Genomic DNA, 17,363 nt, shown 5'->3' with positions numbered 1-17,363 from the left:
CCCCTTTAAACTGCAACCAATTCTGTTTCTACTGTTTCAAACAACTCCATCAATTCAGGATAGATTGTACCATCTACTGTAATTCGTTCCTTACGACCAAATGTATCATAGTAAATACATTGTCCCATTATTTGATTTTCAAGCCATGCTCTTGATAATTCATCATCTTCTACTCGTAAGTGTTCCAAAATAGCCCCTGTTTCAGAATGCTCAGGAAATGCAAATACCGTACCAAAACCAGTTCCATCTTCGCTTGTTTTCAAGTCTTTTACAGACTGAGTAACTAGCGCTAGGAAGTTATTGAATGATCGACCAGTACGTTTAATACGATTGACTACTTGCCTTCCAGCAGGAGTTGACATAATCTGCCATGCTTCATCAAGGAATAACATTGTTTCCTTATCTTTCTCACGTTCACCAAAAATCGCACAGAAGTAGGTCAAAGAATACATAACTGTCAGACTACGTAATTGTGTTTCAGTCATTTCATCTTTATCAGTTCCTTTTGGCATATCCAAACCTGTAATTTCAACGATTGTAATTTTATTATCAACCCTCAAAACATTTTGACTACCATCAGAAAAACAAAGTGACAACAAGGAATTTCTTGAAATCCGTTTAAGGAAATAACCAGCAGTCACAACTTCTTCTTTTGAATTTTTCTCCAATTCATCAAAGACTTGTAACATACCGACTTTCTCACCACCATTTCTACGTTCAAGCACTTTGTCAATCGAATCTAACAAGTAAGGCTGAACCTTGATATAGGTATCTTTATCCAATACAGAGCCAACAAGTACGGTTGCTAACTCCGTCAATTCAGCTTCATCTTGTAAGAATGAGAATGGATCAAGTACACCTTGATTATTCTTATCTTTCATATCCAAAGTAACAAAGTTGATTGACTTAATATAGTCCTGCAATTCCTCAAATTTACCTTCATCTTCTAATTTTGAAAGCACAGCTTGATATTGTCTTTTCATTTCTGCTTTTGGATCAATATACAACACTTTCGTTTTCAATAATGAATGATAGGTAAATAGTAACTTAGTCAAGAATGACTTCCCATTTCCAGTTGATCCAGTTATTGCTGTATGAGGATTGCTTGTTTCCTTCCCCTTAATTCCAATTTTGTTAGCTTGTAACAAATTTGAAAATACAACATTCGTACTTGAATCAAGAGCCTTTTGAAAATCTCCATACCATGAGGAAATCTCGTTATCGACTCGACCAATAGGAAAACCAATTTCTGTCCCAACCTTCTTAGTAGTAAACATCAGATTCTCACACAGTCCACGCAGACTTCCGTATTGAAGGAATGATTCCCTTCCGTTATCAAGAATTTCTGTCAATCTACTCTTATAGAACAAATAGATTCGATCAGCAACAGCCTTGACAACCTCAACTTCCAACTCTTTCAAACGTGCAAACAGAATATCAAACTTAAGATTCAGTTCTTCTAAACTGTCTGCTGTAATCGTCAAGGTATGAAGATAGGTAATCATCAATTCTTTATTATCATGTTTCTCTTGAAAATCTTCTAGTAACTGATGGCTTTCCAAGACTTCAATCTTTTGAACATCATCATTTTCTGCTGTTTCCTCTACCGTATTTCCAAGATTCTTACGTTTGTTTCTTGCCCTTGAAAGCAAAGAAAAGAAACCTTTTTGAGTCGAAAATCGAATCTTATAGACACTATCTACAGGAAATTCAAGATTTTGAAGTTCTTCTTGCAAGTGAAGATAAGATACATTTTTAGGATAAGAAACAACAGGAATTGTCGCCACATAACTTGTTCCCTGACCATTGGTCAACTTCAAGGCATTTCCGTCCACTACTTCAATAATCGTTTCATCTACATTCTCAATAGAGTTTTCAAGAGCGATCAACTCACTCTCTTTATCATAGGCTTGCCCACCAAGAAAATGAAGTCGATTCAACAATTCCAAATCTGCTTTCGCAACTTCCTTCACATTCAAGGAATGAAGTTTCGTCTGAACCATATCTTTCTGATTCTGCCACGTTTTCCACCAATCAATTTTTGGTAGTTCTTCAAAACCAGCCATCTTCAACACATTTTTTCGATACGTTGCAATCGTCTGCTCAATCGTCAGTTTGAAATCAGAGGTCACATTGACCGACTTCAAAGGAACTACAATATAATGCTTATACTCAAAGAGATAGCTTACTTCTTCTTCCAAGCGCGACTTCATTGTAGAAATCACATAGTTCCCCAAAGGACTTGTCCCTTGACCTTGCTCAATATCTTGCGCCAATAAAGAAATCTTCTTAGCCAGTTCTAAATCAATATGTAAGCTATGAATACTTACATCATTGTACTCATGCAGACTAGCCAAACAATTATAGACTAAATCTTTACTTGTTTCTTTCTTATTATCTTCAATCGTATTGACAATTTGTGATTCAACCTCAAATACGGACAAAACCGTTCCATCTTTCAACAAAATCAAACCATCAGCGATTGACCAAATACTATTCGTTAATTCCACGCTTAATCATTCTCACTTTCTCATGTTTAATACCTTTACAAATATATATTTCCTTTCTTTGACTATCGTATTCCTTCCAAAAAATCAAATATTCATAAATGAATCGAAACAGGGTTTTACCATCTAACTTATAATCAGCTAACAAATTTCCAAGTTTCCAACCAGCAAAAGCAGAACCCATAAACCGCCAACCCCATTCCAAGGAAGGAATAAAGCCTAGTAAAAACCAAACAACAACAAGAATCACTAGGCAATAGACAATCGCAGACATTTTTATTGCAAATGGCAAACTAAAATCTTCATTCAGTTTATGTACCCACACAGGCTGTCTAAATGCTGTAGTATAGACATACAGCTTCTTGTCTTTTCTTTCCATTCAAAATCCTACTTAAACACTTCTACAAGTTTAGACCAAAGCGAGCCAGTAGCCTTCAATACAGTTTCAGGATTGTCTAAAAAGTAAATAATAAAACCAGCAATCATAATTGTCACAAAAATAGTTCCCAATTTTTGATCCTTCCATGCCTTCAATGCTTTTGTACCAGCAAAGAATGATACTGCTGGAATACCGAGTTTTGCTACTAAAAATTGAAATAATGCCATTTATTTTATTCTCCTTCATCATCTTTCTTGTTATAATCTAATGGAATTGTATGATCCATTTTTTCTACGAAATAGCTATCTTTATCTTCTCTTAATTCAAAGCTAAAGTTTTCACTATGAGTTGTACCTGCAACTTCAAAGGTTACTTGCACATAGGCAAGAATCTTACCATCTTTTTCTTTAAAGTAGGTATAATCTAAACTCTTGAATGTCGCACCACCAATAGACTTAATATCTTTTGAAATCAAGTCTAGGTTTGCTTGACTTGTCGTATAGTTCTTAAAGAATAGTTCTAAGAAAGAAATCAATTTCTTGCGCTTTCCCTCTTCTAAATCATCTTTAGCAATCAAAGATACCATACTGTCCTTATCTACTCCATCAGCTTTAAAATCACTCACAGGAGAAAACCAAGGCAAGCCAGCTACATAATATTTACCATCTTTCTCACCATAAGGAATCGAAAATTCAATTCCTACACGCTGACTTTTATCATCTTTCTTCGTATCATAAACAACACGATAAACAGCAATACCGTCTTTTGCTGTCAGCATTCTTGCGCTAACTACTGACATTTCTTGTTTCAACTGACCTTGATTCTTAACATCAGGAACACTACCATAATAGTTATTCAGTTTTGAAACATCATCATCAGACGAACCAGCTTGTGAATTGTAAGTAAAATATCGACTTACATAACCATCTAAAAACTGTTCCAACTTACGGTCAGTTTCTTTCTTTGTTTCAACCACTTCTGTTTTTGACAATTTTTCATTTACCTTAACAGCACTCTTGATTGAAATAAACATTGTCAAACCACAGAGAAAAACAAAAAAAGATAAGCCAACTAAAAAAATCCGATTGGAATTTTTCTGACTAATCTTCTTCATTTTGACTTGCTTTTGTTTTTCTTTTCGTGGTTTCTTCAACTCAAAATTTCTCAATATCTTTCCTTCCTTTTTTAAAAATTTAAAGAACAACCTTTCTATAAAATCCTGCAGGAGTATTTAAAACTTCTCCCTGATCTATGAATCCCTGAAATACTGTCAACCAGTTCCCACAGCTAAAAAAGTAATTGATAACTGATTCATAATCTAACTCTTTTGTCAACTCAACCATTGTCTTAACTTCATCTTTAGAACAGAATCTATAATATGTAGTTACAATTTGAGTTACAGGCACATAACGTTGTAATTGAAATTTCACAATGAACTCGTCGCCATCATACAATTCCAATACAGCTTTTTTTCAGTAAGTAAACTTCGTCCAAAGACATCACCTTATCTACTTCCCAATCAGATATACCACAGACAAAAAAGTTACCTTTATCAATCCCTCTTTCATTCATTCTTTCGTGAACTTGATCTTGACTGTATTTCATAATATCCAGTTCACAGAGAAATTCAAAATTTCCTTCTCTTAAAACTCGTATATTTGCTATCATCTTGATACAAAGTAACCTTTATCTACAAAGCTACCACCTTCTGAAAGGCGAACATCACGTCCATACTTTTCATAGTCAAAATAGCGTTCTAATTGTTCTCTTGACAATTCAAAACCCAATTCTTCTACAACATATTCGCCTAAATCTCTATCCGTAGAAATATCAGGATATAAGTTACAATCATCAAATTCAGCACTTGCCAAATACTTTGGATCAGAACTGTTTGATTCAATAAATGATAGAACCAAATCTTCATCTACATCTTCCAAATTTTCAGCAAGTTCATTCGCTAAATCTAAGGTCAAGCGTTCACAATCTAAGGTAGGTAAAGATTCAATCGAATCAAACGCAACCTCAATTTCTTCACCTTCATAGCCAAAGCGTTCAGCAAGTTCTTCACTAGAAATTGGAAGCAAAACTCGTCTAGCAACACCTTTATAAATAACTAAAGCCATTAAATCCATTTTTTTATTTTTTCCTTCCTTTATTAACCTTCTACCTGCTTATTTAACTGTTCCAAATCAGCAACACTAAATAGACCGTAACCAATAAATGCTGAACCCTCATAATCAACAATTTGAATTTCTTCATCATAAGAGCCAGTCAAACCAATATGAGATAACCTTCCAAAATACAAAGGCAACACAAACCAAGCCTGCCTTCGATTCTTTGGATTCCTAATCAATACTTTTGAAGCCATATTCAGCACCAACCATTCTTTATTGCAAGAAGTACCAGCTATCGCCTTCATGACCGAGAAACACATAGGAATCTCCTAAACGACTAGTAATTTCTTCTTCGTGTTCTTCTACATAAGCTGACAAACGATCTTCATTGACTAACTGCTCATATTCTCCATGATTCAAAATACCTGCAAAATCAATCAATGCTTCCTGCGTATCAACTTCTGTAAACGAATTGATATACACATTGTCAGGATTGCAGCCATCAAATTGTCCAAACTCCACACCGTCAAAGTGTTCATCTAAGCGATCAATAATCTTCGCAGGTTCGTCAAGCAACTTTTTTCCAAAAGTATAATTTTTACATACATCAGAATAGTTATCGTAAACTACTTTAATACTCATTTTTTTCTCCTTACTAAAAATCATCTAAAATCATTGAATAATTTTCAATATCACTTTCTACAACTTTTATACCTTCAAAATGAACATATTTTTTTTTCAACAGACTAAGAATATCAGAAAGAGTCCAAAACATATTATTAACTTCCATAGGATCGTCCACTTTAACTCCAATTTGAAGGTTAGATAATTCTTTTAAGAAATCTTCTTCTGACAATTCACACATATTCACATTGAATTTAGACCAAAGATAAGTCTGATAAACACGAGAAAACATATCTGAACCTTCTTCAAGATAAGATAAATCATCTGGAAAACCTTCTTCTTCTCTAATTTTTAAAACCTTGAATACATTTGATTTTAAAAGTTCATATTCTACCAAAAATTTTTCATAAGAATACGCTTCACTCCGTAAAGCATTACATACCACAAATGCTTGCTGAACCAAAACAATGTCAAAAACACTTTCTCTATCCACAATAGGAAAAATTCCCTTTGCTTGACAACTAAATTCCATTTTACTCCTTCTTTCTATATAGAAAAGGAAGCCAAACTTGACTTCCTTCATTCCTTTACTTAAATTGAAGCTGAACGCTCAAAGCTACTACCAATCGCAAAAGCACGAGTTGTTACCTTGTTCAGTTGCTTGTTCATATCATAGTAACTGTTCAAATCACGCTTGATACACTCAATAACTTGATACGGTAGTTGCAATTCTTCATCATTTTTAAGTAGTGAACTTAATTCACCAGCATGCTTCCAAGCCAAATCAAATTCTTTTGATTTCAAATTTTTAGCAAGTTCATTCGACAATTCAATAACTTGTTTATCTTTTCCTTGTAATGCCATTTTTTATACCTCTTATTTCTCTATATTTTTTTTCATTATCCAGCAACTAAGCAGGAGAACGCTTCTTAACTTTCATTTATTTTCTCCCAACCAACCAATCCAACGAAACACCAAAATAATCAGCTATTTTTTCTAATTTTTCATAGTTAGGTTTACACTTACCATTTTCCCAATCACTATAAGAACTCTGTTTTATACTAATTTGTTCTGATAATTCTTCTTGACTAAATCCATGCTGTAAACGTAATTCTTTTAGTCTGACTGAAAATAAATTCTTTTTTTCTTCTTTTAACTTTAAATAACTTTCTTTTGATATTTCTAAATTTTCACTTAACAAATAATCAATAGAAACATCAAATATACAAGCTAACATACTTAATTTCTCAAAGTTAGGCTCACCATTTCCCTGTTCCCAATGTGCATAAGCACTTTGAGATATGTTTAACATATTAGAAAGACTTTTTTGTGTAAGTCCTTTTTTCTTCCTCAACACTTTTAACTTTTCATGAAATTTCTCCATATTCTAAACCCATCTTTCTAAATGATATTTCTTAACCAGCAACAAATACACACTTTGTCTTTCTTTCTGATCACGTTTCATCAACCCAAAAAGCAACAACTTTCGCTTAATATCTACTTCATTGGCTAAAAACTCCTCATACTCTTTAGTAAGTCTTTTTACCTCTTGCCAATCTTTACGACTTTTCGTTTTTCTATAGGTCTGGCATTGAATATCTATATAATCTTGATAATTTCTAGCTTTATCACTTGTCACGACCCCTTCATAGAAATACCGAGCAGGAATTAAAAAAACTAACTTTCTCAATTTTTCATCAGTAATTTTTTTCTTACTCATAGATAAATATCCTCAAATATATCAAAAGGACTCCATTTTGTTATAAGCATAGTAAGAATTAGTATAACTATAAGAAAAGCAAACACTAGACCTACACAAAATGCAAACTCTTCTTCTGAACTAATAACTTCAGCTTTTAAAACTTTCTGCGCCAACAAACTACCAACAGGTTTTTTCTTCTCATTTTTCATATACTGACCTCTCAATCTGCCTTCTTCTTAATATCAAGAATCGCATTCACTTCATCAGGCATTCTTGACCAGTCAATCACATAATCTCTAAAATAAGGCAAAAACATTCGCTCAGATTCTATAGGTATAACTGTTAGATTTTCATTCCCTTCAAATGAAGGTAAATAATGACTAATTGATTTTAGCCCACGAACAGTTGAACATACCAAGTTACTGTTATTTACTACTACAAAATCAGTACCTACTTTCTTGTATACTTTTCTCATAAGCTACCCTCGCTTGCTCCAATTTTTTCCAATTTTTATCACTTATTTCTCCATCAAAGAGTATCTTCTTTAGCTTATTATCACCAGTGATATTCTCCCACTTTTTTATCAAAGCAGTCACACCTGAAACATTTTCATTCAGCCATCTATACTGTTTGTCAAAGAAACCAGTTTCTACAGGTGAGGTTGAAAAACCAATTCTATCAACTTCACCTAGAAGTGAATACCACTCACGATTCAGAATTTTATCTCCATTCAATCTTTCAAATACTTTTATCTTACTGTTAATCACCCAAACAGCAAGTCTAGCCATATCAATTCTTTCATTCAATGATTTTCTAACAAAGTCCAAAGCGACATCATCACACATTCTTACTTCATAACGATTTTTGAATTTCAATGACGAATGAATCAAATCTATATCAAGACCTAGCTTCTTTGCCTGCTCAATATCCTTTTGATAAAAACAGAAATGATAAGCAGACTGACGAGAACCAAAGTAAATCGTTTTTGCTTTTCCATATTGACCATTATCTTCAATCTGTTTCATTGTCAATCGACTTTCAACAAAACCACTATCCCAAAGGTCAACCAGCTTACCAAGTTCAAAATTTCCATTTTCACTATATTTTTCATCTAGCGCTATATCAAGCCGAGGAATATTCATGAATTTCCCTTCACCTTGTGAAATGGCACGTTCATACTCGAAACAACGAATAAAGAAATCTCTCCAGCTTGACTTCTGCTCATTCTCAAAATACCACTCATACTGTCTGCATGCTTGACCTTTTAACTCAATCATACAGCCCATATCTTCCCTTTTCTTTGAAATGAAAACATTTATATTCTGAAATGTAAATTTTGTATCATATCCTGAACCACCCTTTTCTTCTTCAAGAAAAGGCTTATTTTGCAGACACAAAACATTTGCTATCACATCTATATAATCTTGCGTTTTAAATGTAACCTTCACGTAGTCAACTTTCCCTTCCAAAGAAAACCCACTATCTCGGACACCTTCCTTAAAAGCTATCAACGCATTCACTTTTGAGTCATAAAACTCAGGAATCTCCCCAGCTTCTTTCCATCTATAGAATGTCGCCCTGTCTATTTCTAAATAGCTAGACATTTCTTGATCTGAAAAAGCGTACATCTTTTGCACCTTGTTTAGATTCTCAAATTCCATATTTCTCCTTACTTTTCAATAGTGTCGCATTTTTTGAAGCCAAAAAGTCAGTATTATCAAGGCTTTATGCTTCTATGCACATCTTCTACCCCCCTATTAGTCATAGGGGGTTAATTCGCACAATCCAGCTTGCTAGTACACGCTAGTACACGCAGTCGCTCGTCGCACTCGCTTCCTCGCTCCTGCTACTAGCTACTAGCAAGCTGGATTGCACCAACTAGCACAGTAACCAAAAAGAGGGGGAAATCCCCTCAAAACTAACTAAAATCGTATTCATCAAAAGGAAAATCTTCCAAAATCTCACTCCAATTTTGAGAGGAAGACAAGGCTGTTATACGCTCCTATCTGGAGTCCTACTTCAAAAATAAGCGCTGATTGTCTTCCGTTACCACTCCAGAGGACACAAAAAAAGCGGTGGTTTTTCTAAAACCTCCGTCTTTTTTAGTGTAAATGTGACATAATCCTAGAGCAATACTTTTCTCTTAACCAAATTTCGCAAGAGAGGAAAATCCTCCAAAATCTCGCTCCAATTTTGAGTTGTACTCTGTTTCAATTCAAACAAATCTTTTATAATATTTCTTTGAACTTTGTCCAAATACACTACATTATCTTCCTTTTCAAATTCTAAAATACCATCTAACTTATCTACTAAATTCCTCATTGAACCAGCAGACACACCAATTTCTTTAGAAAACGCAAACGTTCTTACTAAATCATTTCCAGTTTCTTTTTGTTTACTAGACATCAATTCCTGAACAAACCCAGGATCAGCCTTCTTAACTTCTCCTTTTTCCAATTCCTCTTGTGCTTCCATTTCAGCTTGAAGATTTTCTTTTTCTTCTTCTGATAATTCAGCATTAGGATTTTCTAAAGGATTGAATGGATTTTCTCGTCGCTCAATTTTCTCATATTCATCATAGAAAGAGAATTTCTTTTCAAGTAATGGTGAATAAAACTCCCTTGCTACTTCTCCATACACACAAGCATAACCTCGACCATATACTCGCTTACCAGCTAGATATTTCACATACTTAAATTCCTTATTCCTATTGACTTCTCCGAAGGCTAAATCATATCCAACCTCGTCCAATCGACCAACAGAAATTCGGAAATTGATATTCGCTTGCAATTTTGAGCCTAAATCTTCTCGTGAAGGCTTCTGCATAGCTATTATTCCAAAACAGCCAGCTTGCCTTCCAAGAAGCAAAAATTGTCCCATCGCATTATCCAAACGCTGTCTAGTTTGAAAATCAAGCATAGCGCACAAAGCATTATATTCATCACAGACTAAAAAATAAGGTTCAAGACCATACTCATAGAACTTCTTCATGTCCTTGTCGCCATTTTCAGCACGCTTTTGACGAATATAGGCATATCGAGCAAACATAATATCTACTCCTCTTTCAATCATAGCTACTATATCTTCTGCCTTATATGAAATTCGCCCTTCAAAAGCCTTCTGTTCAGCCATTGTTACAAAATCTGCTTGTTTCGGATCACCAATATCAGCGACACCGACTTTTGCCAATGCACGAATCAATGTTCTTAATAGTACAGTCTTACCACCACCAGTACCACCGACAACTAACAAATGAGGATCATCAATAGGATTCCACCAAAGGTTTTTCATCAGTTGAATACCCTTATCAGAATACTCCACATCAGTTACCTTGATTCGATTCAAGAAAGCAGAATAAGCCATCTTATAGGTTTTGAACTTAATATCGTCCTGAACTTCCATAAAGTCCATGAAGAAAGTAGTTTCTAAATCACTACCAATCTTCTTAAACTTATCCTGAAACTTATTTCCAGCCATTTTAAAAGCAATTTCCAAATCATAGCGATTTTGCTTCATGTAAACAACAGGAAAAACAACTTTATCTCTAGTTCCTGATTCTGTCTTAACCTTTTTATTATAGATATAGCCATTCTCCTTAAGGAAGAAAGCTAACTTAGCAAGTCTTTCTATCTTTTGAAAGAGGAAAACTCTTTCTTGTGATAACCAAGTCAAATAAATACTTACACTAACTATCAAAATCAGCATAACTACTGAAACAACAATAGAAAAAATATCTACATTCTTGATTTTCTCAAAATTGGAATAAACAAAAAAAGCTAGTATAGGACTAAACAACAAAAAGAAAAAAGAAAAGATATAGTACCTTAGATTCACCATATAAGGTTTAATCTTAATTCCACGATATGCAGGAAATAAACTCATATCTTTTCTCCTTTAGAAATTATCCCTTATGTTCCTGTTTTTGCTCAGGTTTTTGATCGTGCTTCTGTTCCTGTTTTGGTTGACCAGCACCTACACGCTTAACACTTTCAGCACGCAATGAGAAAGCAAGCGCCTTGATTTCAGATACATTGTTATTCCCACGGTAAACCGTATCTTCATAGTCATAAATCCAAATTGTCGCTTCACCAACAATTTCAACTTCAGACATGAAAGGAATTTCTTCAATAACAATCCCTTCTTCCAATTTGATAGCAATCGTTTCTTGCATTTTTTCAGAGAACACTTCAGCATGTGTAGGATAATCAACTTGATTTCCATCTACCATTTTCCAGTTTTCATCAAAACCAAGGAAAGTCAATGTACCAAACTTTTCCTTTACATTCACAGGGATTTCCGCACTATTAAATTTACGAATATTAAAAGCCATTATTTTTTTCTCCTATCTTCTAATTATTTTTCAAAACGCAATTCACTTGCTTCAAATTGAATTTCTTCTTTACGACCAACCAATCGAGTTACAAAGTTAAGTCCATTAACAGACTTAACCATTGTCAAACCTTTTGTTTTTGGAATGTCAGAATTTCCAATCCCATAAACACGAATAGTAACACTATTTTGCTGATCACCTGAAACTTCAAACTCACGGTAAGGAACGAAATTTTCTCCGTTACCAGTCAACACTTCACGAAACTTTGGATTCACTACTACTTTTGTTCCAATCGCTTCCAACCCAACAGGGATTTTTTTAATTTTTGCCATTTTTTTAATTTCCTTTTCTATTTACATTTTTTTCTTTTTTTTAAAAAAAAAGGACGATAATTCCTGTTTACTTACCGTCCTATAGACAACATTCTTAATCTTTCTTACGCTTCATACCAACTAGACCTAGCATTGACAAGATACCCGTACCAACGAATCCAAGCATACTAGAAGCTGTACCAGTATTCGGTAATGATGGTTTTTTCGGTTCTTGTGGTTTAGGTTGCTCAGGAGTGTTAGTCACAACCTTAGCTTCCATTTCTTGACCATTAACCACATTCACAAATGTATTTTCAACATCACCACTTGCAATACGTTCTACTTCAATATAGAAGTCAGCGTCGAACGTACCTTTAACACCTAGAGAGTTCAAGAACTCTTTGTCAATCGTATAAGCCCACTTACCATCTTTTTCGTTCCAAGTTACTTTAACAATTTTCTTGATAAAGTCAGAGTTTGTACTTTGGTCAAACTCAAATTGGAACGCATAAGAAGAACCCTTGACAATCTTATCTCCTGCCTTGACCACTTTACCGTCAGACAAGACTACATCATAAGGGAGAACCAGGTCTTTTTCAGCAAGATATTCTGTACCACGAATGATACCCTTCCAGTTGCCAGTATAGCGATCATGCTTCACATCTAACTTATCAATACCATCATACTGATAAAGTGTATCGTGCTTACTAGGGACGGTCACACCGTCCAAAAGATAGCGTAGGTATTCACCAATTTGAATTTCTTGACCATCACGAATCTTCTTATCATCTTTTTGATCCACAGCGTGTTTTTCAGGCTTCCCATCAGGAACTTGAACACTTACCAAGTTAGAAATATAGCTATTTCCATAATCAACTTGATAAAAGTCATTTTTAACCAACTCAGCCTTCTTAACAAGCAAACGAGCAGGAAGATCAATCGTGATATTCTTAGCTTGTTTTACATAGTTCTTATAGAATGAAGCAGAATCTTTAGCTACAAACATATAGAACTCACCTTTTGGATTCAAACCAGCTTCCTTCAAAATGTTTTGAATTTCTTGTGTACGTTCCTTATCAGAAAGAACATGGTACATCTTAAACAAATCCTTAACATTTTTACCAGTAGAATCCTTCATAGTGATTTTACTTTCATCTACCTTGTAAGCACCATCTTGAACATCATCTACCATAGCCCATGTTTTACCATAAGTTTTAGAATCAGTTGTAAACGTTGAATATGGCTTATAATCAGTTGTCAAACTGAACTTCACATTTTTATCAAATGTGTTTGAACCGTCAATACTACGCTCATAAGTATCTTTGATAGCCTTCACAGGTTTTGGAGTTGATGGTTTCACACGCAAACGTGAGTAGTTCACTTTTACTTTAGCAGGTAAAGGCATTTCAGGAATTTTTTTCTTCTCTGGTGGAGTTGGAGCTGGTGGAGTTGGAAGCGTTGGACGAGGTACAAACTCTTTTGGTTTTTCCAATTTAGGTTTAGGAATTTCCTTAGTATCTTTTGGCTTATACTCAGGTTTATTAAGTGGATAAATCCAAACTACAGTAGGAACAGTTGCGCTTGCTTTACCAAAAATACCTACAGCCCAGTTCGTAGGATCAAAGATTTCTTTATCTGAAGGAATAGCTTTACCTTCTTTAAGTGCTTTATTTTTAGCTTTTTTACGAACATAATCAATTTCAGATTGAGAATGCACACCTACTCCATTATAATAAAAAAGATTTAATGTAGAGCCATAACCAACAGAAAGAATTGAACCACGGGGAATATCAGCTTCATCATTAACATTAGTGTACCCAAGATCACCTGCCTTAACACCAAGATCAGGAACATCATAAGTCCAAGCTGTTTTATATTCTCCCTTGTAATAATCTTTGCCATCACGCTTAACTTTCTTCACATCAGAACCTTTAGGATTCAATACAATCCCTTCTGTTCCATCTTCGTAAGTCAAACGCAACTCTTGTCCGTAGTCAATGTCATTAAACATTGAAGCCATAGTCAAGATAGCTTTTTGTTTATTTTTCTCAAGGAAAAACTCAATCTTAGGATTAAATTCTACAAGATTCCAAAAACCAAAATTGATTGAACCATCTTTTTCGTATTCATAAATCCTGATTTTAGTATCCATTAAAGATTTCCCATTTTCAACCCATTCACGAACAACATTTTGTAAAGTAAAACGAGCAGAAATTTTTTCTCCCTTTTCAGTCTCAGCTACATTATGAATCGTAAACGAATCTCCTGATTTTGGCTCAAAAATTTCTCCTAAAAGACCTTTACCAAAAGATACCAACCCTTCACGACTACCTGAAATAGTTGAATCTGAATGCAATCCAATATAGTCTTTTACTTTTAAAAGCCCCTCTACCCCTTCAAATGAAGCAGTCATTTTCTTATAATAGTTTACACTTCCACGGTTTGATTCATCATAATCACCATAAACTTTGATATGAGGTTTTTCAGCTTTTACACCCTTCTTAGCAAGTTCTTTTTTTTGCTTATTGTACTCAGCGAGCGCTTTTTCATAGACTGCAAATTTCTTGTCATAATCAGCCTTTAACTCAGCGTTTTCCTTTTCGACCATCTCATTGTAAGCTTTTTGGTCAGCTAAATCTTTATTGTATTTAGCTTCTTTCTGAGCATTATCACGTTTAATACGTGAATTTTCTGCTTCAGTTTCTTTTTTCTTCTTATCATTGTCGGCAAGAATAGCCTTATTTTCAGCTTCAATACGTTTGATTTCTGCTTCATGATCTTTTACAGCTTTTTCAAACTTATCTTGTTTTTCCTTGTTTTCTTTTTCGATTACTTCACGTTCTTTAGTAGTTTTATCTACCTTAGAAGAATAATCATCAGTCACAATTTTGACATTTTTTTCCTGATTAACATAATCAGCTTCAATTTCTTTTTGCTTTTCTGCGACTGTTTCAGAGGTTGCAACTCCTTTATCCTGAACAGCGCCAACTTCTACCTTGACACCAGCTTCTTTCGCTTCTTTTACAGCTTTATCAAGAAAATCATGAGAAATAGGAACATCTACCTCACTTTTCTTCTCAACAGCTACAGTTTTATCCGATACAACTTCATCAGCAGAAACCGAACCTGTAGAAACTACCATACCCAACATTGCAAGTGCAAGGATAACCCCACATGCACCACCAACCTTCATTTTACGAATTGAACCGTAAGCCTTAAATTCTTGTGTCTTTGACATTATATTTTTTCTCCTTTTTATTTTAAAATCTATTTTTTTTTATCTACTTTCACTCTTTAAGACGGTGAGCGAGAGCGTTTATAAACTACTTCAATCATATTTTCTCCTTTTTTTCTACAAATAAAAAGAGCCAGTAAAACTGACTCTTAATCTATTTCCATTTACCAAAATTATCAACCCAATAGCCTTGTACCCATTCAGAACGAGCATAGATACCATTAGACTTCAAATAGAACCATGCTTGATAATAATTATCATAAATCCATTCACTTTTTGCCATCTTACCATTGGATTTAAGATAATATGAACCCTGCCATGCACTATTCGCATAAACTCCATTCGATTTTAGATAATACCACGCTTGATAAGAACTATCATAAATCCATTCACTTTCTGCCATCTTTCCATTAGATTTCAGATAATATGAACCCTGCCATGCACTACGTGAATAACTTCCATCAGACTTCAAATAGTACCATGCTTGATAATATGAATCATAAACCCATTCACTTACAGCCATTTTCCCATCTGATTTCAAGAAATATGAACCTTGCCATGTATTTTTCAATGGCTGATTATTCTTATAGAAATACCATGCTGTTCCTTCTTGAACCCAGCCATACTTTTGATTTTTATTTTGAACATATTTTCCTGACTTGTCAACGTAATAACGTCCATTGTCTACCCATGAATCGGTAGCCATTTTTCCATCAGAACCGAACCAATAATCACTTTCCCATGTATTCTTTATAGGTTGATTATTCTTATAAAAATACCAATCGTTTCCTTCTCTTATCCAGCCTTTTTTCTCTTTTAAGGCTTCTTTCGCTTTACGTTCTTTCTCCTTTTCTTTTTCTTCTTCTTCGTTTAACTTATCAATTTCTTTAGAAATTTTTTCATAATCTTTATAGGAAGTATTTAGTTTATCCAACTTCCCTTTTTCTGATTCCAACTCCTTCTCTTTCTTTCTAAGAGTTGATTTTCTGTTACTTTCTGTAGTATTAGCAGGAGTTTTTGTACTAAAATTATTCTTAGTTGATTTTGAAATTTCCTTGTCCGAAACAGTAATAAAACTCATTCGAGTTCCGTCTTTCAACAAGAACATTGAAAGACCAAAATAATCTACATCATTCGGCTTCCCCCAATTCACACCAGCAATAGATTGAGCATGAAGGTATTCATAACCACTATACATAAAATCTAAAATGGCATCATAAATAACTCGTTTTAATTCTGCTTTCGTAACTTCTTTTAATCGCCAACTAGTACTTGCGGCATTTTCATAATATTGATCACCATGTTTTTTTTCTTCATCTTCCTTAGTAGAGGTAAGCAAACCATACTCTCTAGCCACCTCATTGATTCCTTTTACATAGTGCCAATCTCGTACACTTCTATCTGCTTTTTGCATTTTAACAGACAGTTTACTAGCAAAATCAATCGACGATTCAGCAAGAACTAGTTCCTTAGTTCCCATTTGCCTTCTTACTTGATTTATCATATCAAAGGCAAAATAGTTCAATTCAATCAATACTTCTTTAGGAAGATTATCTAGATCATAGACCTCAGCTTCATCTGAACCAACAGTTACAAAGTCATTCTTTTGTAAAGCTAACTTCGCACTTTCGCTTTTCAAAATTTCTTCTGCCTGATCTCGTTCTTGTTCACTCTTACTAAAAACAAAATGATCCTTTAATGCTTTCACATAAGCAGGACTCACCTTTATAGTATTCTTTTCACTATATGGAACTTTCAAGGCTTCAACTTGTTTCTTCAAGGTATCAACCTTATTCTCAGACTCAACAAGTGAATACCAACGACCATCACCTAGATAGCCAGTAACACCATTCTTCTTAGCAAGTTCACTTCTTTGATTATCTAATTCTTTAATCTTAGATTGTCTTGCAGAATCAGCATGAACAACACTACTAAATGCCAACAATATAGCAGTTGATAAAAAAGCTATTGACTTTTTATATTTCATTCAAATATCCCCTTTTTTTTAAAATGTTATATACATTATATCATATCTCTTTAAAAATAAATTTTATTATTTTAAAATTCAATAATCACTCCATCTTCTCTGAAACGATTATATGTTCTTTCAATCTTAGACATAATCTTACTGTAATAACTTCGTGTAAGTTGACCTACAGCA

Annotated in this window: 19 protein-coding genes and 1 pseudogene; all 20 read right to left on the bottom strand. The window is 34.1% G+C overall.

Annotation, left to right across the window (positions count from 1 at the left end; genetic code table 11):
* Window positions 1–5: 5 nt before the first annotated feature.
* The gene (locus tag ADI74_RS10400; RefSeq protein WP_049538740.1) at window positions 6–2,510 is read right to left on the bottom strand and encodes an ATP-binding protein; all 2,505 of its coding nucleotides are present in this window, start codon (window positions 2,508–2,510) and stop codon (window positions 6–8) included.
* Entirely contained in the window at window positions 2,494–2,886 is a 393-nt protein-coding gene (locus ADI74_RS10395; RefSeq protein WP_049538739.1) for a TcpE family conjugal transfer membrane protein, read from the bottom strand. Before ADI74_RS10395 ends, ADI74_RS10400 begins: the two co-directional genes overlap by 17 nt.
* A gap of 8 nt (window positions 2,887–2,894) precedes the next feature.
* Window positions 2,895–3,113: a TcpD family membrane protein gene (locus tag ADI74_RS10390; protein WP_049538738.1), complete on the bottom strand. Its 219-nt coding sequence runs from the start codon at window positions 3,111–3,113 to the stop codon at window positions 2,895–2,897.
* Between the two features lie 5 nt (window positions 3,114–3,118).
* Window positions 3,119–4,054, bottom strand: coding sequence for a conjugal transfer protein (locus ADI74_RS10385; protein ID WP_049538737.1), 936 nt, complete (start codon window positions 4,052–4,054; stop codon window positions 3,119–3,121).
* Between the two features lie 25 nt (window positions 4,055–4,079).
* A pseudogene (locus ADI74_RS10380) lies at window positions 4,080–4,554 on the bottom strand (hypothetical protein).
* The gene (locus tag ADI74_RS10375; RefSeq protein ID WP_049538736.1) at window positions 4,551–5,018 is read right to left on the bottom strand and encodes an antirestriction protein ArdA; all 468 of its coding nucleotides are present in this window, start codon (window positions 5,016–5,018) and stop codon (window positions 4,551–4,553) included. Before ADI74_RS10375 ends, ADI74_RS10380 begins: the two are co-directional and overlap by 4 nt.
* 23 nt (window positions 5,019–5,041) lie before the next feature.
* A complete protein-coding gene (locus ADI74_RS10370; protein WP_049538762.1) occupies window positions 5,042–5,254 on the bottom strand; it encodes a hypothetical protein in 213 nt (70 codons plus the stop codon).
* A 19-nt stretch (window positions 5,255–5,273) separates the two neighbouring features.
* Window positions 5,274–5,642: a hypothetical protein gene (locus ADI74_RS10365; RefSeq protein WP_049538735.1), complete on the bottom strand. Its 369-nt coding sequence runs from the start codon at window positions 5,640–5,642 to the stop codon at window positions 5,274–5,276.
* Window positions 5,643–5,655: 13 nt separating this feature from the next.
* On the bottom strand, window positions 5,656–6,156 hold the full coding sequence (locus ADI74_RS10360) for a hypothetical protein (RefSeq protein WP_049538734.1): 501 nt from the start codon (window positions 6,154–6,156) through the stop codon (window positions 5,656–5,658).
* Between the two features lie 59 nt (window positions 6,157–6,215).
* Window positions 6,216–6,488 carry a hypothetical protein gene (locus ADI74_RS10355; protein ID WP_049538733.1) on the bottom strand — a complete coding sequence of 91 codons (273 nt, stop codon included), beginning with the start codon at window positions 6,486–6,488 and terminating at the stop codon, window positions 6,216–6,218.
* Window positions 6,489–6,564: 76 nt separating this feature from the next.
* Window positions 6,565–7,008 carry a helix-turn-helix domain-containing protein gene (locus tag ADI74_RS10580; protein ID WP_053092585.1) on the bottom strand — a complete coding sequence of 148 codons (444 nt, stop codon included), beginning with the start codon at window positions 7,006–7,008 and terminating at the stop codon, window positions 6,565–6,567.
* A 3-nt stretch (window positions 7,009–7,011) separates the two neighbouring features.
* Window positions 7,012–7,344, bottom strand: coding sequence for a hypothetical protein (locus ADI74_RS10345; protein WP_049538732.1), 333 nt, complete (start codon window positions 7,342–7,344; stop codon window positions 7,012–7,014).
* Window positions 7,341–7,535 carry a hypothetical protein gene (locus tag ADI74_RS10340; protein WP_152906322.1) on the bottom strand — a complete coding sequence of 65 codons (195 nt, stop codon included), beginning with the start codon at window positions 7,533–7,535 and terminating at the stop codon, window positions 7,341–7,343. Before ADI74_RS10340 ends, ADI74_RS10345 begins: the two co-directional genes overlap by 4 nt.
* Window positions 7,536–7,546: 11 nt before the next feature.
* A complete protein-coding gene (locus ADI74_RS10335) occupies window positions 7,547–7,801 on the bottom strand; it encodes a hypothetical protein (RefSeq protein WP_049538730.1) in 255 nt (84 codons plus the stop codon).
* Window positions 7,770–8,987, bottom strand: a complete 1,218-nt coding sequence (locus ADI74_RS10330; RefSeq protein WP_049538729.1) for a replication initiation factor domain-containing protein — start codon at window positions 8,985–8,987, stop codon at window positions 7,770–7,772. Before ADI74_RS10330 ends, ADI74_RS10335 begins: the two co-directional genes overlap by 32 nt.
* Before the next feature lie 463 nt (window positions 8,988–9,450).
* Complete coding sequence (locus ADI74_RS10325; RefSeq protein WP_049538728.1) at window positions 9,451–11,208, bottom strand: FtsK/SpoIIIE domain-containing protein; 1,758 nt, start codon at window positions 11,206–11,208, stop codon at window positions 9,451–9,453.
* 19 nt (window positions 11,209–11,227) lie between these two features.
* The gene (locus tag ADI74_RS10320; RefSeq protein WP_049538727.1) at window positions 11,228–11,656 is read right to left on the bottom strand and encodes a hypothetical protein; all 429 of its coding nucleotides are present in this window, start codon (window positions 11,654–11,656) and stop codon (window positions 11,228–11,230) included.
* A 23-nt stretch (window positions 11,657–11,679) separates the two neighbouring features.
* Window positions 11,680–11,988, bottom strand: coding sequence for a hypothetical protein (locus ADI74_RS10315; protein WP_049538726.1), 309 nt, complete (start codon window positions 11,986–11,988; stop codon window positions 11,680–11,682).
* 94 nt (window positions 11,989–12,082) lie between these two features.
* On the bottom strand, window positions 12,083–15,205 hold the full coding sequence (locus ADI74_RS10310; protein ID WP_049538725.1) for an SspB-related isopeptide-forming adhesin: 3,123 nt from the start codon (window positions 15,203–15,205) through the stop codon (window positions 12,083–12,085).
* Window positions 15,206–15,356: 151 nt separating this feature from the next.
* Window positions 15,357–17,189 carry an SEC10/PgrA surface exclusion domain-containing protein gene (locus ADI74_RS10305; protein ID WP_049538724.1) on the bottom strand — a complete coding sequence of 611 codons (1,833 nt, stop codon included), beginning with the start codon at window positions 17,187–17,189 and terminating at the stop codon, window positions 15,357–15,359.
* Window positions 17,190–17,363 lie beyond the last annotated feature (174 nt).

Source organism: Streptococcus pseudopneumoniae (assembly GCF_001074565.1).
Taxonomy (GTDB): domain Bacteria; phylum Bacillota; class Bacilli; order Lactobacillales; family Streptococcaceae; genus Streptococcus; species Streptococcus pseudopneumoniae_J.
Note: the sequence above shows the minus strand (reverse complement) of the source record. Positions and strands in the feature narration are given on the sequence as shown.

Bases quoted from the DNA above. Each gene is read 5' to 3' on its own strand.
- ADI74_RS10360 (WP_049538734.1), bottom strand. From the start codon at position 6,156: ATGGAATTTAGTTGTCAAGCAAAGGGAATTTTTCCTATTGTGGATAGA.
- ADI74_RS10580 (WP_053092585.1), bottom strand. From the start codon at position 7,008: ATGGAGAAATTTCATGAAAAGTTAAAAGTGTTGAGGAAGAAAAAAGGA.
- ADI74_RS10355 (WP_049538733.1), bottom strand. From the start codon at position 6,488: ATGGCATTACAAGGAAAAGATAAACAAGTTATTGAATTGTCGAATGAA.
- ADI74_RS10305 (WP_049538724.1), bottom strand. From the start codon at position 17,189: ATGAAATATAAAAAGTCAATAGCTTTTTTATCAACTGCTATATTGTTG.
- ADI74_RS10315 (WP_049538726.1), bottom strand. From the start codon at position 11,988: ATGGCAAAAATTAAAAAAATCCCTGTTGGGTTGGAAGCGATTGGAACA.
- ADI74_RS10340 (WP_152906322.1), bottom strand. From the start codon at position 7,535: ATGAAAAATGAGAAGAAAAAACCTGTTGGTAGTTTGTTGGCGCAGAAA.
- ADI74_RS10330 (WP_049538729.1), bottom strand. From the start codon at position 8,987: ATGGAATTTGAGAATCTAAACAAGGTGCAAAAGATGTACGCTTTTTCA.
- ADI74_RS10375 (WP_049538736.1), bottom strand. From the start codon at position 5,018: ATGGATTTAATGGCTTTAGTTATTTATAAAGGTGTTGCTAGACGAGTT.
- ADI74_RS10345 (WP_049538732.1), bottom strand. From the start codon at position 7,344: ATGAGTAAGAAAAAAATTACTGATGAAAAATTGAGAAAGTTAGTTTTT.
- ADI74_RS10320 (WP_049538727.1), bottom strand. From the start codon at position 11,656: ATGGCTTTTAATATTCGTAAATTTAATAGTGCGGAAATCCCTGTGAAT.
- ADI74_RS10395 (WP_049538739.1), bottom strand. From the start codon at position 2,886: ATGGAAAGAAAAGACAAGAAGCTGTATGTCTATACTACAGCATTTAGA.
- ADI74_RS10335 (WP_049538730.1), bottom strand. From the start codon at position 7,801: ATGAGAAAAGTATACAAGAAAGTAGGTACTGATTTTGTAGTAGTAAAT.
- ADI74_RS10325 (WP_049538728.1), bottom strand. From the start codon at position 11,208: ATGAGTTTATTTCCTGCATATCGTGGAATTAAGATTAAACCTTATATG.
- ADI74_RS10390 (WP_049538738.1), bottom strand. From the start codon at position 3,113: ATGGCATTATTTCAATTTTTAGTAGCAAAACTCGGTATTCCAGCAGTA.
- ADI74_RS10310 (WP_049538725.1), bottom strand. From the start codon at position 15,205: ATGTCAAAGACACAAGAATTTAAGGCTTACGGTTCAATTCGTAAAATG.
- ADI74_RS10370 (WP_049538762.1), bottom strand. From the start codon at position 5,254: ATGGCTTCAAAAGTATTGATTAGGAATCCAAAGAATCGAAGGCAGGCT.
- ADI74_RS10365 (WP_049538735.1), bottom strand. From the start codon at position 5,642: ATGAGTATTAAAGTAGTTTACGATAACTATTCTGATGTATGTAAAAAT.